Raw genomic sequence first — 13,970 nt, 5'->3', positions numbered from 1 at the left:
AGATAAAATTACTGCTGTGAAAGAACCTGCTCGAATACGATCGCAGCACCATCATCATCATTGCTTGCAGTGTGATGGAGACAGATATCTTTGATGATATCAGCAGAATTTCCCATTGCAATGCTTTCTATATAAGGTAGTCCAAGCATGGAATAGTCATTTTCACTGTAGCCAATGATCATGGTATTTCTAAGAGAAATATCATAAAGAGATGTATAGAAATTGACTGCAGCACCTTTTAAAGCATTGACTGCAGTGACATCCAGACGATATGGGCTATGGGATGATACTGCAAAGTCAGGAACCTGAGTGTGAAGAGTATTTGTAAGGGTGTTCAATTTCTCAACATCTGGTGATTGTGTGGAGATCTTAATGATCTGAGGATTTTCATCAAGAAGAAGTCTGCTGTTATCATAAAAATGTGCATGAATGATACGATTTTGAATATAAGTATCAGATTCAATCTTCAAAGAAGGAAATTCTTTTTTAATAGAAGGAATCACTTCATTTTTAAGATAATTTTTATATCCAGTCTTGGAACCAAGAATACATAATCCATTCGCACTGTGGATTTCATAAAATGTACGGCAAGATCCAAAGATACGAAGCATTTCTGGAATTCGCTCAGAAGGAATGTAAGAAGCATGCAATTGTTTTCCATAGGAATCAAAGATACAGGAACCTCCGAAACAAGCGATATCACATTGAAGATCGTATGTTTCAAGAATCTGCTGGGTGTCAAAATAATTCATCTCCGTGTTGATCAAAAGACGAACACCCTTTCTTTGAAGTTGTTTGATCGCACGGATTGTGCGTTTGGTTATTTGCTGGTCACTGTTAAGCAGTGTTCCGTCAAGATCAGAAACGATCAATTGAATCATCTTGCTGTCCTCCTTTATTTTAATATTTAAAATCATCGTATCATAAAAAAGGACAAAAATATAGTAAAAAACAGGGTTGAGGCTAAAAGTTGATTTGTGTATAATAAGGAAATAGCATGAAAACTAAATATATAATATTGAACAGAAATATTGTATAAATATTCTCAGAGGTAACTACGAATGAAGGATTATGTTGCATTTGATCTTGAGACCACTGGTTTGTCATTGGAGAGAGATCAGATCATTGAAATAGGGGCTGTTAAGGTCAGAGATGGGAAGATCAGTGGAAAATATAACTGTATCATTCATCCAGAGATCGAGGTCAGTGATTTTATTATCAATTTAACAGGAATCGACAGGAATATGCTGAAGAAAGGAATTTCACTGAAAGAAGGTGTTGAGGGATTTTTGGAATTTAGCAGGAATTTTCCGGTTCTTGGTCATAATGTAATGTTTGATTACAAATTTATGAAGAAGGCAGCAGCTTCATTTAAGCATAACTTTGAGAGAGAGGGAGTTGACACGCTGAAAGTGGCCAGAAAACTGTTAGGTGAGCTTGAGAACAAGAAACTGGAAACACTGTGTGCACATTACCATTATGTGAATCAGGCAGCACACAGGGCTTATGATGATGCACTGGCAACGGCAGTTGTATTTGAGCAGATGAAGAAAGAATTTCCAGAAGAGAAAGATATATTTATGCCAAGACAGCTTCAATACAAGGTCAAGAAAGAACGACCTGCCACAGCAAAACAAAAGAAATATTTAGCGCAGTTGATAGCATATCATGCGATAGTGGAGAAGATTGATGTTGATCAGATGACACAAAGAGAAGCATCAAAGAAGATTGATCATATTATATTTAATTATGGAGTGATGAAGAAATGAAGAAGAAAAGATTTTTTGTATCTGTAGTTGCGATTCTTCTGATCATCGTTATGGTTGGAACAATGGTAGCCGGATACCTGATGATGTAACTGTAGAATTTTTGAGAGGAAGTAAGACATAATGAAGAAAAAGATAATTATTGCAATTGCTGTGATCGTTATTTTGGCAGCGGGCGGATTTTTCTATATGAATCATAAGGTAAACAGTGCAGTAAAAGATGGAAAAATCTTAAATGGTGTTACATGCGATGGAATGTCTGTTGGAGGAATGACGAAAGCTGAGGCAAAGAAATTAATTGAATCCCATATGAAAGAGATTCACAAAGAGAATATCACGTTATATGTAGACGAGGAGAAGACAGATGTGAAAATCGAATCATTAGGAGCTATGGCAGATGCCGATAAGACAGTGGAAGAGGCATATGCACTTGGAAGAACAGGAACAATCTTTGAGCAGTACTCAGATTCCAAGAAAAAAGAACATAAACTTAGAGTATATCGTCAATATGACAAAGCCAAGTTTAAGAAGAATGTCAAGAAGGCAACAAAAAAGATTATCACAGAGCCAAGAAATGCGAGTGTTAAACATAAGAATGGAAAGTTTGTCGTAGTGAAAGAAAAGACAGGCTATACACTGAATATGGATGAAACATTTGCAAATTTTAAGAAATCTGTAGAATCTGGTAAATCAAAAGCCAAATTAGATGTTGTTAAGCAAAAAGCAAAATACACATCAAAAGATATGGCACAGATCAAAGATGTATTAGGCACGTACACAACAGAATATGGAGGTTCTCCATATGGACGTAAAGTGAATGTTGCGAATGGTGCATCAAAGATTAACGGAAGCATTGTGTATCCTGGAGAAACATTATCTGTATATAAGACTGTATCACCATTTACAAAAGAAAATGGATATGCACTTGCTGGTTCTTACGAGAATGGACAGACAGTTCAGACATATGGTGGTGGAATCTGTCAGGTTTCTACAACATTATATAATGCGGTAATCCGTGCAGAATTAAAGATCGTAGAGAGATTTCCACATTCCATGACTGTTCATTATGTACCAAGATCAGCAGATGCTGCGATCGCAGGAACACATAAAGATATGAAATTCAAGAATACATTTGATACACCAATTTATATTGAAGGTAAAGCTAATGGATCAACGATCACATTCACAATATATGGAAAGAAGAAAGATCCAAAGCGTACAGTTGAATTTTTATCTGAGACAACGAATATCAAAGAAAGTACAGAAAGTACAGTAGAAGATGCGACACTTCCAGCAGGACAGAAGGTTGTGCAAAGTTATGGACATACAGGATACAGTGCAAGATTATGGAAGATCGTAAAGGTCAATGGAAAACAGGTATCAAAGAAAGTGTTCAATACATCCACATATATGTCAACACCAACAGTGTATCGTGTTGGAACAAAAAAAGCAGAAAAAATAGAAGAGAAAAACGACAAGAAAGATAAGAAGAACGATTCAAAGAGTAAAACGACAACTGCTGCAAAATCAACGACAGCACAGAAAACAACAACGAAAAAATCTTCTACTGCAAAATCTGGAGAAAGTACAGGAAACTAAATATGAAGATAGGAAAATTATCAGAATCTGCATTGCAGAAAGTAGTATTTGAACAATTGCATACAAGAAGAGAAGAAGTTCTTGTCGGACCAGGGATCGGAGAAGATTGTGCAGCATTAAAACTTCAGGAAGGAGAAGTTTTTGTTACATCAACAGATCCGATCACAGGAGCGGTGAAAGAGATTGGGAATCTAGCAGTTCATGTAACTGCCAATGATCTTGTATCTGCAGGAGCAGAGACGATCGGTCTTATGGTGACAGCACTTCTACCTCCGATGATCAAAGAAGTACAGATTAAGAAGATGATGCAGCAGATCAATACAGAATGTGAAAAGTTAAATATTATGGTACTTGGAGGTCATACAGAGATCACAGCTGCGGTAACACAGCCTGTATTATCTGTGACAGGAATCGGAAAGGTCAGAGAAGATGAACTGATCTTATCGGGAGGTGCAAAACCAGGTCAGGATATTGTTGTGACAAAATATCTTGGAATGGAAGGAACAGGGATCATTGCAAATGAAAAAGAAGATGAATTAAAAGAATGGTTTTCTGATACATTCATTGAAGATGCAAAAGCATTTTTGAATGATATTTCTGTGGTGCCAGAGGGACTGATCGCACGAAAATATGCATCTTGCATGCATGATATCACAGAAGGCGGCATATATGGTGCACTATGGGAGATATCTAAGGCATCTGGTGTCGGAGTCGAAGTTTGTATTGAAGATATTCCATTAAGACAGCATACAATCGAATTTTGTGAAAGATACGATCTGAATCCGTACCAGTTGATCTCAAGTGGTTCTATGCTGATCACAACAGATCATGGAAGAACATTAGTAAATGAATTGGAACAGGCAGGTATCAAAGCAACGATTATTGGTCATACAACAGATTCCAGAGATAAAGTGATCTATCGCCAGGGAAAGGCAGCCAACTTAGAAGCACCTAGACAGGACGAGTTATACAAAATATATTCTGAGAATAATAGAAATTAAAAGATTGGAGAGTTAATAATGCTTCATATAGTATTACATGAGCCGGAAATGCCGGCAAACACTGGAAATATCGGAAGAACCTGCGTGGCATGCGGTGCAGTCCTGCACTTGATCGAGCCACTTGGCTTCCGTTTAAATGAAAAGATGATCAAGAGAGCAGGTCTTGATTATTGGGACAAATTAGATGTCCGCACATATATTAATTTTGAAGATTTCCTGGAAAAGAATGATAATCCAAAGATTTATATGGCAACAACAAAAGCTAAACATGTGTATTCAGCACCCGCATATGAAGAAGATGAAGATGTATACATCATGTTCGGAAAAGAGAGTGCAGGAATTCCAGAAGAGATTCTATTAGACTATGAAGAAACCTCAATCAGAATTCCAATGCTGCCACATATCAGATCATTAAATCTGTCCAATTCAGTTGCAATTGTAGCCTATGAAGTGCTGAGACATCAAGGATTTGAAGCATTCCAGATGGAAGGACAGCTGCATCATTATCATTGGTAGAATTTTAAGTTGTGGTTGGAGAATGGTATTGGTTATAAATTAGAATTTTTTAAGACAGATGATATTTCTTTGATCTTCTGTTTTATGTGACAAAAATAAGATAAGAATCAATATTTAAAACAACTGGTGGCAACGATTAGCAGATTTTAAGTGCGTTTTTTACAAATTCGCAGCGCCCTGTGGTTGATTGTTTGAACGTAGCTGCGGACATTTTGGTTCGCAGCCAGTGAGTTATCAAAGGAACAGGCGCGGATCGGCGATTTGTAAAAAATGCTCTTAAAATCTGCGTGTTGCCACCAGTTGTTTTAAATATTGATTCTTATCTTATTTTTGTCACATATACGAAAGCCTATCAAATCAGAATTTAGTATACTCGAATCACAGTAGAAATTTCACGAGTATGATCCATTCCCTTAATCTCAACTAAAGCATCTGCAAAATTCTGCTCAAGAACGAGATCTGTGATTACAACTAATTCAGCTTGATCTTCAATCTTATTCTTCTGAATAACCTGTGCAATACTTACATTGTTCTTACCTAATGTAGATGCAATCTGAGCAAGTACACCTGGTTTGTCATCTACAAGAAGTCTCATGAAATATTTACTTTCAATTTCTGTGATCTTCTTGATCGGAAGATTCTTGTAGCATGTACAATGAATTCTTCCGTTGCAGTAAAACTGGATATTGCGTGCAACATCAATGATATCTCCCATGACAGCACTTGCTGTAGGAAGTTCTCCAGCACCTCTTCCGTAGAACATTGCGTCATCTACGGCATCTCCATGTACGAATACGGCATTGAAAGAGTCATTAACTGTTGCTAATGGATGATCGCTAGGGATCAGCATTGGGTGAACACGAACTTCGATTCCAGTATCTGTATTCTTAGCTACACCAAGAAGTTTGATTGTGCATCCCATTGCTTCAGCATATTTGATATCTTTTGCTGTAATGTTAGTAATACCTTCTGTGTATACATCGTTAAAGGTAACGCGGGAGTTGAATGCGATAGATGCCATGATCGCCATCTTACGTCCTGCGTCATATCCTTCAATATCAGCTGTTGGATCAGCTTCAGCATAACCAAGTTCTGTTGCCAGAGCTAATGCTTCGTCAAATTCCATTCCTTCATGAGTCATTTTTGTAAGGATAAAGTTTGTTGTTCCATTTACAATACCCATGACTTCTGAAATATAGTTGCCAGCAAGACACTGTTTTAAAGGACGAATAATTGGAATTCCTCCGGCTACAGATGCTTCAAATAATAAGTCACATCCATTCTCTGTTGCGATATCCAATAATTCGCCACCATGAACTGCCATTAAATCTTTATTGGCTGTGACTACATTCTTGCCTGCTTGTAAGGCCTGTGTGATATAGGTACGAGCTGGTTCGATTCCACCCATGACTTCTACGACGATCTGAATGTCATCGTCAGTAATAATATCTTCCCACTGATCAGTCAGATGTTCTGGATTAATACCCTCTCTTTTTTTATTCTTATCTCTTACTAGAACTTTGCTTACAGAAAGATTAGCACCGATCTTATGAGGTAATTCGTCTTTCTGGCGTTCGATCAGTTTGTACACTCCGGTTCCTACTGTTCCAGAACCTAAAAGGGCTATTTTGATATTCTTAAACTCTTCCATGATACACTTCCTTTTCTGATTTGTTTTTGTGATTATTTTATCTAAATTTGATCTTTTTGATCGAATAAATTTGTATAAGTAATTTTTAGTATATCATAATTCACTTGATTATCCTATATTTTTTTGTTTATTGGTTAGGAAAAACTACCATATTTCTCAGAAAATCTGTTTTGAAAAAATAGTTGAAAATTTTTTTCAAAATAGTTGATTTCCTTATAGATCTGTATTATATTAAAGACATAAACAATTAAGCAAACGTTTAATTGAAGGAGGAATTTTTATGAATAAAACGGAGAAATATAACATTCAATCCATAGATATTCATGGTCATGGTTGTGATGTTACAGAATTAAAACATGTTCTCCCGCCAGAAGAATTTGCAATAGAAACGGCTAGTTTATTTGGGCTTTTAAGTGACAGCACAAGACTTCGTATTTTATATCTTTTATATCATCGCGAGGTATGTGTCAGAAATATTGCTGAAGCGATTGAGATGAGTCCGCCAGCTGTTTCACATCATCTGCGTTCATTAAAGCAGTTGGGTGTTATCACAAGTCGAAGAATCGGGAAAGAAGTACATTATACAATTGCTGATACGGCAGACGGGGCGTTAGTTTCTGATCTGTTGAAGACAGTATTTGAAAGGAAGGGAATGTATGAAGAGGACATATGAGTTTGAAAATCTTGGTTGTGCTCATTGTGCTGGCAAGATGGAAGAAAAGATCGGGAAACTTCCAGAAGTTGAAAGTGTAAATCTCTCATTTCCAATGAAGAAGATGTATGTTGAAACTTCCAGTGAAGATCTTCTTCCAGTGATCCAGAAGATTTGTACGGATATTGAACCAGACGTTATTGTAACGGAAGTTTTAAAGAAATCTTCTAAGAAAAGAAAAGATGAAGAAGTTCATGAAGAGCACTGTGGATGTGGTTGCGAAAGTCAACATGAAGGTCATGAACATCACCATCACCAACATCACCATGATCATGAACATCACCATCATCATGACAAAGATCACTGTGATTGCGGCTGTTGTGATGACGATGATGATGACGAGGGGACAATTGCTGCAGCAACAAAACGCCAGGGAAATGGAAAGGCAACGGTATTTATTGTTGAGAAACTTGGCTGTGCACATTGTGCAGGTAAAATGGAAGAACAGATTTCACATTTGCCAGGAGTTGAGGCAGTAAACCTGACATTTGCAACGAAACAGTTACGTGTATGGTCTGATGATGCAAAGGCATTACTTCCACAGATTCAGGAGATCTGTACATCCATTGAACCAGATGTTAAAGTTGTTATTCGTGAGGACACAGTACGTGCACAAAAGGAAGCAAAAAAAGCGAAAAATAACTCTGAAGATAATAGAGAATACTTGGAACTTGGAATAGGAATTGTTTTATTTATTGCTGGAAAAATCTTTGAATCGTCTAAGCCAGTATACAGTACAGCATGTTTTTTATTGGCATATTTAATCCTAGGTATTAAAATCGTATGGACAGCGTTAAGAAACATTTCAAAAGGGCAAGTTTTTGACGAAAACTTTTTGATGAGTATCGCAACGATCGGGGCGTTCGGTATTGGAGAGTATGCCGAAGCGGTAGGAGTTATGTTATTTTACCGGATTGGAGAATTATTCGAAGAGAAAGCAGTAGAGAGAAGCCGCTCACAGATCATGGATGTGATCGATATGCGTCCTGAAGTCGTAAATCTTGTGAATGAACACGGAGATGTTTCAGTGATCGATGCAGAAGAAGCAGAGATAGGAGATATTCTATTAGTACGTCCGGGAGATCGTATTCCTTTGGACGGAGTGATCACCGATGGTGAAACAATGATTGATACATCACCTGTAACAGGAGAACCAGTGCCGATATCTGGTTTTGAAGGAACGGAAGTAACTTCTGGATGTCTAAATACTTCTGGAGTTATCAAGATCAGAGTTGAAAAAGTGTTGGAAGAATCTATGGTTACAAGAATCATGGATTCAGTTGAAAATGCAGCAGCCAGCAAGCCGAAAATGGATCGCTTTATTACACGTTTTTCCCGTGTATATACACCATTTGTCGTATTTATGGCATTGGCGACAGCAATCATTCCTTCTATCATAACAGGTAACTGGACACACTGGGTGTATACAGCACTCACATTTCTTGTGATCAGTTGTCCATGTGCACTTGTTTTAAGTGTACCGCTTGCATTCTTCTCAGGAATTGGAGCAGGATCTAAGATCGGTATCTTATTTAAAGGAGGAGCGGCTTTAGAAACATTGAAAGATATTACTTCTGTGGTTATGGATAAAACAGGAACGATCACAAAAGGAAACTTTAAGGTACAAGATGTTGTTACTTTTGGAGATGTTACAAGAAATGAATTGTTATCCTTGGCTGCTTCCTGTGAAGAATCTTCAACTCATCCAATCGCAAAGAGTATTATGGAAGCTGCAAAAGAAGAAAATATATCTTATAAAACAGCAGAAAGCGCAAAAGAAATTGCAGGACATGGTTCTGTGATCAAACTTGATGGATCTGAAGTCTTAGCAGGTAATAAAAAATTAATGAATCAGTATCACATTGCAGGAGAATATAAAGAAACAACATCTTATGGAACAGAAGTATTTCTGGCAAAAGACGGAGTGCTGATCGGAGCTGTTGTGATCGCTGATACACTAAAAGATGATGCAAAATCCGCAATTGCATCTTTAAAAGCACAGAAACTCCACACGGTTATGCTGACTGGAGATTCTGAATCAGCTGCAAATGCAATTGCAGAGGAAACGGGAATTGATGAAGTTTACTCCAAACTTTTACCAGATGAAAAGCTTTTAAAACTTCAGGAACAGAGAACAAAACATGGAGCTGTTATGTTTGTTGGAGATGGCATCAATGATGCTCCAGTCCTTGCAGGAGCAGATTGTGGAGTAGCTATGGGAAGTGGAGCTGATGCAGCAATTGAAGCTGCTGATGTTGTATTTATGACATCAAGTGTAGAAGCAATTCCACAGGCGATTGCCATTGGCAAGAAAGCAAGTCGTATTGCATGGCAGAATGTCGTATTTGCACTAGTTGTGAAAGCTCTTGTCATGATACTTGGACTACTTGGATTTGCTAATATGTGGATGGCAGTATTTGCGGATACCGGAGTAGCAATGCTTTGTGTATTGAATTCGATCAGAGCTTTAAAAATACAATCTTAAGAAATGAAATAAAATCAATCAAAAATAATAATCCAGTAAGACAGGATAACAAAATGTCTTACTGGATTAATTTTATATTATGGAATAATATTTTTGCTGTGATACCCCAGATTATGTGATTTTCATATTCATAAAACAATACTTCATATTTACCTTTTGCCCAAGGATAATTTCGGCCTCCAGGAATTTTGTCAAATGGAAAATCATGTTCTGGCTGCATTTGTACATTATTATAATATCGTTTTGGTAGTGTATTTTGAAAGAATTCTAAAGGCACCATAAATATATCTGAAACTTCATCAATACTGTACTGCCCATTATAATTTCTTAACTCTCCAAGATATACATCAATACGCATACCAGCAGGAGAAAGAAAATAATCTAAAGAACCATAGACTTGAATGTCAGATTCAGAAACCAGAAGTTCTTCACATGTTTCACGAACGGCTGTCTGTAAGGAAGTTTCCAGAGATTCTCTCTTGCCGCCTGGAAAACAGATCTCTCCGGGCTGGTGTGAGAGATTATTTGAACGGATCTCGAACAGGATATGATATTTACCGTCTTTTTTGATCAGAGGGATCAAGACAACGGATACTTTTTCTTTTTCTTGCTCGATTCTTTTAGGAATTCGAGTGTTTAAATGATCGAACATAAAAACCTCCTAGAATCTAAAATCACGTTTTCCTTCATGAATATTTTTAATATATTTTATTATATGGAAATGAGGGAAAAAGTCAATTAAAGAAAAAAGCAGACAAATAAGCTTGTCTTTCAATGGGATTCATTGTATATTTTTATTATAAAGAAAATGTCATTACCAGACTATAAAATGGGAGAGATACAAGATGGAGATATTACAAGTCAATGAAGATCAGCAGAAGAAATTGGCAACAGTTTTGAAGAATTTTCGGATTCAATTGTTCGAATATATTGTAGATGAAGATAAGCTTGTAGTTTATGATGATAAGTTTCATATTAAGAGAACAGTAACAGATTATATGGAGTACATCGACCATAAGAGTAAGATTCATCCAGATGACCGAGAAAAAGTAAAACAGTTATATATGGAAGTGAAAGAAGACCCAGTCGAGATTCGTGAGATTGAAAAAGATGGGACAATCTCTCATACATTATTAGAATTAACAAAGTTTGTAGATGAAGCAACAGGCAAGACAATCCTGGTAGGAAACGCAAAGGATATTACAGAACAGAAAGAACATGAGAAGATGCTTAAAGAACAAGCAATGAAAGATCCTCTGACAGGTATTTATAATCAGATATATGGAAAGATGCTGATCAATAGGTATTTAAATAGTAAGAATCCATTTGAAGCGTGCGGGATGATCTTATTAGATATCGACTATTTTAAAGCAGTGAATGATCATTATGGGCATTTGTTTGGAGATAAAATCATACTTAGTTTAACTGATCTGTTAAAGAAATTATTTAGTGATAAAAACAGTGTGCTTGTAAGAGCAGGTGGTGACGAATTTGTTATATTTATTGCAAATATTTCAAATATTGAACTTGTAAGAAAGAATGTTCAACTGATGCAGAACATTAGAAATATAAGCTTTGAGGATAATGATTGTAGGTTTACATGCAGTGCAGGTGTTTGTTATCTTCCAGAGAATATATCAGGATATAGTTATGATCAGTTATTTGAGAATGCAGATATAGCTTTATATAAGGCAAAAGAACGAGGAAGGAATTGTTATGTCTATTGTGATAGCCTGCAGCATTTTACTATGATGTCGACAGAACATGAAGAATATGAAGAAGAATTGGATGCAAGATATTTTCAAAATGATATCGTAGCAACAGCATTTGAAATCTTTGAGAAGACCAGCAATTTCGATGCGGCAGTGAATCTATTGATGAGAGTGATCGGAACAAGGGTTGGACTTGATCGTATTACAGTTATACGGGCTGATATTAAGAATCAGGAAGTTTATTCAGATTATCAATGGAATAAGAAAGGAATACCAAAAGTATTAAAAGAAATTAATAAGTTTGATAAGAAAGATTTTCTTACATTATTTAATAATTATGGAGAGAATGGGATCATTGTTCTTCAATATGATGATATGGAAGAATATTCACCGGGGGCACAGAAACTTTTGATGCAGGGAGATGCAAAGACCGTAATATATGCCGCAATGTATTGTGAAGGACGTTATACAGGAGCTATTTCCTATGTTGTGTGCAAGGAAAAGAGAAACTGGTCCAATGAGATGTTAAAGCAGATATCAGAAGTGACCAAGATCATTTCTACTCATTTTGCCAAGAATGAGATTATGAATCATGCATATCAAGGTGCTGTTACCAGAATGGAACATGACACTTTGACGGGATTGATCTCTTTTGAAAGATTTCATGAAGAAATCGAACGTATCATTCTTTCAAATAAGACCAATAATTATCTTATGATCTATACAGATTTCGAGAATTTTAAATACTTTAATTATAAATACGGATATACAGTTGGAGATCAGCTACTTAAGGATTTTTGTAGTTCGATCATCAGTAAGATAGTAGATAAGCATAACCTTTATTTTACAAGAGTTGTATCGGATCAGTTTTTGATGTTTCGTCCAGCCAGATATGAAAAAGATGAATATGAGAAACTTATTGAAGAAATTGAACAGAAGAATATAGATTTTATGCTCAGGCAGAAAGAACGTTTTCCACAATCTAATGTTACATTAAGAACTGGTGTATACTATGTGACACCAGAATGCATGAGTGCATCATATGCAATTGATGTAGCAAACTATGCAAGGCAGAAGGTAGATAACGACAGTAAATGCAGTGTTAGATTTTATGATGATGAGATGCAGAAACGAAGAACGCTGGAGAATCAGATCGTTAATGAGATGAAAGAAGCAATAGAACAACATCAGTTTAAGGTATACTTCCAACCGAAATATTCGATTAAGAATCGTGAGATCACAGGAGCAGAAGCTCTGATCCGCTGGGAAAGGGAGAATGGAGAAGTGTTAAGTCCAGATTCTTTTATTTCAGTATACGAGAATAATGGTAAGATCGTAGAACTTGATTTTTATGTATTTGAAACAGTTGTCAAATATCTTGCGAAGAATCAGAAAGAAGGCAGAAATCAGGTACCGATCTCAATCAATGCATCAAGCTTGCATGCTATGGATTCGCAGACGATTACGCTTTATATGGATATACTTAAGAAGTATGACGTTGATCCATCATTGGTAGAGATTGAACTTACAGAGACGGCAGTTGTTTCAGAATATGAAAGTGTCAGAGAATTATTTGATGAATTCCAATTGCATGGTATTAAGACAGCAATGGATGATTTTGGAAGTGGGTATTCTATTTTAAATACGATCGTAGATATTCCGGTTGATGTCATTAAGATCGATCGTGGCTTTATCACAAGCTGTCTGGAATCAGACAGGGGAATTTATTTCTTGAAACATTTGATTGATATGATAAGGAACCTCGGCTATCAGATAATCTGCGAAGGTGTGGAGACAGACCAGCAGATTGAGATCTTAAAACAGATCGGATGTGATGAGATACAGGGATATTGGTATTCAAAACCATTGAAAGAAGAAGATTATGATAAACTTTTGCAAACGGAAAATATTTCCAAGGGGGGGGCAATACCTCCAAACAGACAAAAAATCCTAAGAGATACCTTAGATAATGAAAAACGAAAGCGAGGAATAACAATATGAGCGGCAGAGAAGGCCAGGAATTAGAGGGAATCACACTGTTAGGAAACCAGAAAACAAAATATCCGGATGATTATGCACCAGAAGTATTAGAAACATTTGAGAACAAACATCCAGATAATGATTATTTTGTAAAATTTAATGCACCAGAGTTTACAAGTCTGTGTCCGATCACAGGGCAGCCGGATTTTGCAACAATTTACATCTCTTATGTACCAGGGGAACGCATGGTAGAGAGTAAATCACTGAAATTGTATTTATATAGTTTCAGAAATCATGGAGATTTTCATGAAGACTGCATGAATATCATCATGAAGGATCTGATCAAACTGATGGATCCAAAATATATTGAAGTATGGGGAAAATTTACACCGAGAGGAGGTATTTCTATCGATCCATACTGCAACTATGGAAAACCAGGAACAAAATGGGAGGAAGTTGCATGGAACAGATTATCTAACCATGATCTGTATCCGGAGAAGATCGATAATCGCTAGGAACATGTAAACGAACTAACGGTCAAGATCAAG

Annotated in this window: 11 protein-coding genes; 8 read left to right on the top strand and 3 right to left on the bottom strand. The window is 36.5% G+C overall.

Going from position 1 to position 13,970, the window contains the following annotated elements; genetic code table 11:
- Positions 1-8 precede the first annotated feature (8 nt).
- Complete coding sequence (locus tag OCV53_RS01440; RefSeq protein WP_022374389.1) at positions 9-881, bottom strand: HAD-IIB family hydrolase; 873 nt, start codon at positions 879-881, stop codon at positions 9-11.
- A 180-nt stretch (positions 882-1,061) separates the two neighbouring features.
- On the opposite strand from OCV53_RS01440, the gene OCV53_RS01435 reads away from it, so the two are divergent.
- The 4 genes from OCV53_RS01435 (at position 1,062) to OCV53_RS01420 (ending at position 4,882) form a co-directional block, all read left to right on the top strand.
- Positions 1,062-1,769 carry a 3'-5' exonuclease gene (locus OCV53_RS01435; RefSeq protein ID WP_022374388.1) on the top strand — a complete coding sequence of 236 codons (708 nt, stop codon included), beginning with the start codon at positions 1,062-1,064 and terminating at the stop codon, positions 1,767-1,769.
- 120 nt (positions 1,770-1,889) lie between these two features.
- Positions 1,890-3,365 carry a VanW family protein gene (locus tag OCV53_RS01430; RefSeq protein WP_055196347.1) on the top strand — a complete coding sequence of 492 codons (1,476 nt, stop codon included), beginning with the start codon at positions 1,890-1,892 and terminating at the stop codon, positions 3,363-3,365.
- A 2-nt stretch (positions 3,366-3,367) separates the two neighbouring features.
- Positions 3,368-4,366 (top strand): AIR synthase family protein, encoded by a 999-nt coding sequence (locus tag OCV53_RS01425; protein ID WP_022374385.1) that lies wholly within the window; start codon positions 3,368-3,370, stop codon positions 4,364-4,366.
- 18 nt (positions 4,367-4,384) lie between these two features.
- Positions 4,385-4,882, top strand: coding sequence for a tRNA (cytidine(34)-2'-O)-methyltransferase (locus tag OCV53_RS01420; RefSeq protein WP_022374384.1), 498 nt, complete (start codon positions 4,385-4,387; stop codon positions 4,880-4,882).
- Positions 4,883-5,246: 364 nt separating this feature from the next.
- Here OCV53_RS01420 and OCV53_RS01415 read toward each other — a convergent pair whose 3' ends face one another.
- Positions 5,247-6,533 carry a homoserine dehydrogenase gene (locus OCV53_RS01415; protein WP_022375572.1) on the bottom strand — a complete coding sequence of 429 codons (1,287 nt, stop codon included), beginning with the start codon at positions 6,531-6,533 and terminating at the stop codon, positions 5,247-5,249.
- A 280-nt stretch (positions 6,534-6,813) separates the two neighbouring features.
- On the opposite strand from OCV53_RS01415, the gene OCV53_RS01410 reads away from it, so the two are divergent.
- Both OCV53_RS01410 and OCV53_RS01405 read left to right on the top strand, forming a co-directional pair.
- The gene (locus tag OCV53_RS01410) at positions 6,814-7,206 is read left to right on the top strand and encodes an ArsR/SmtB family transcription factor (protein WP_022375573.1); all 393 of its coding nucleotides are present in this window, start codon (positions 6,814-6,816) and stop codon (positions 7,204-7,206) included.
- Entirely contained in the window at positions 7,190-9,730 is a 2,541-nt protein-coding gene (locus tag OCV53_RS01405) for a heavy metal translocating P-type ATPase (RefSeq protein ID WP_055196346.1), read from the top strand. The genes OCV53_RS01410 and OCV53_RS01405 overlap by 17 nt, the downstream gene beginning before the upstream one ends.
- Positions 9,731-9,788: 58 nt before the next feature.
- Here OCV53_RS01405 and OCV53_RS01400 read toward each other — a convergent pair whose 3' ends face one another.
- Positions 9,789-10,382, bottom strand: a complete 594-nt coding sequence (locus OCV53_RS01400; protein WP_022375575.1) for an NUDIX hydrolase — start codon at positions 10,380-10,382, stop codon at positions 9,789-9,791.
- Between the two features lie 193 nt (positions 10,383-10,575).
- On the opposite strand from OCV53_RS01400, the gene OCV53_RS01395 reads away from it, so the two are divergent.
- Both OCV53_RS01395 and queF read left to right on the top strand, forming a co-directional pair.
- Positions 10,576-13,443 carry a bifunctional diguanylate cyclase/phosphodiesterase gene (locus OCV53_RS01395; RefSeq protein WP_055196345.1) on the top strand — a complete coding sequence of 956 codons (2,868 nt, stop codon included), beginning with the start codon at positions 10,576-10,578 and terminating at the stop codon, positions 13,441-13,443.
- Positions 13,440-13,937, top strand: coding sequence for a preQ(1) synthase (queF, locus tag OCV53_RS01390; protein ID WP_022375577.1), 498 nt, complete (start codon positions 13,440-13,442; stop codon positions 13,935-13,937). Before OCV53_RS01395 ends, queF begins: the two co-directional genes overlap by 4 nt.
- The last annotated feature ends 33 nt before the right edge of the window (positions 13,938-13,970 follow it).

The organism is Anaerostipes amylophilus, from assembly GCF_025567365.1.
Lineage (GTDB): Bacteria > Bacillota > Clostridia > Lachnospirales > Lachnospiraceae > Anaerostipes > Anaerostipes amylophilus.
This window is presented reverse-complemented; position numbering and strand designations above follow the sequence as displayed.

What these genes read in the sequence shown, in the direction of transcription:
- OCV53_RS01430 (WP_055196347.1), top strand. Translation starts at nt 1,890, where the DNA reads ATGAAGAAAAAGATAATTATTGCAATTGCTGTGATCGTTATTTTGGCA.
- OCV53_RS01405 (WP_055196346.1), top strand. Translation starts at nt 7,190, where the DNA reads ATGAAGAGGACATATGAGTTTGAAAATCTTGGTTGTGCTCATTGTGCT.
- OCV53_RS01415 (WP_022375572.1), bottom strand. Translation starts at nt 6,533, where the DNA reads ATGGAAGAGTTTAAGAATATCAAAATAGCCCTTTTAGGTTCTGGAACA.
- OCV53_RS01440 (WP_022374389.1), bottom strand. Translation starts at nt 881, where the DNA reads ATGATTCAATTGATCGTTTCTGATCTTGACGGAACACTGCTTAACAGT.
- OCV53_RS01395 (WP_055196345.1), top strand. Translation starts at nt 10,576, where the DNA reads ATGGAGATATTACAAGTCAATGAAGATCAGCAGAAGAAATTGGCAACA.
- OCV53_RS01400 (WP_022375575.1), bottom strand. Translation starts at nt 10,382, where the DNA reads ATGTTCGATCATTTAAACACTCGAATTCCTAAAAGAATCGAGCAAGAA.
- OCV53_RS01420 (WP_022374384.1), top strand. Translation starts at nt 4,385, where the DNA reads ATGCTTCATATAGTATTACATGAGCCGGAAATGCCGGCAAACACTGGA.
- queF (WP_022375577.1), top strand. Translation starts at nt 13,440, where the DNA reads ATGAGCGGCAGAGAAGGCCAGGAATTAGAGGGAATCACACTGTTAGGA.
- OCV53_RS01435 (WP_022374388.1), top strand. Translation starts at nt 1,062, where the DNA reads ATGAAGGATTATGTTGCATTTGATCTTGAGACCACTGGTTTGTCATTG.
- OCV53_RS01425 (WP_022374385.1), top strand. Translation starts at nt 3,368, where the DNA reads ATGAAGATAGGAAAATTATCAGAATCTGCATTGCAGAAAGTAGTATTT.
- OCV53_RS01410 (WP_022375573.1), top strand. Translation starts at nt 6,814, where the DNA reads ATGAATAAAACGGAGAAATATAACATTCAATCCATAGATATTCATGGT.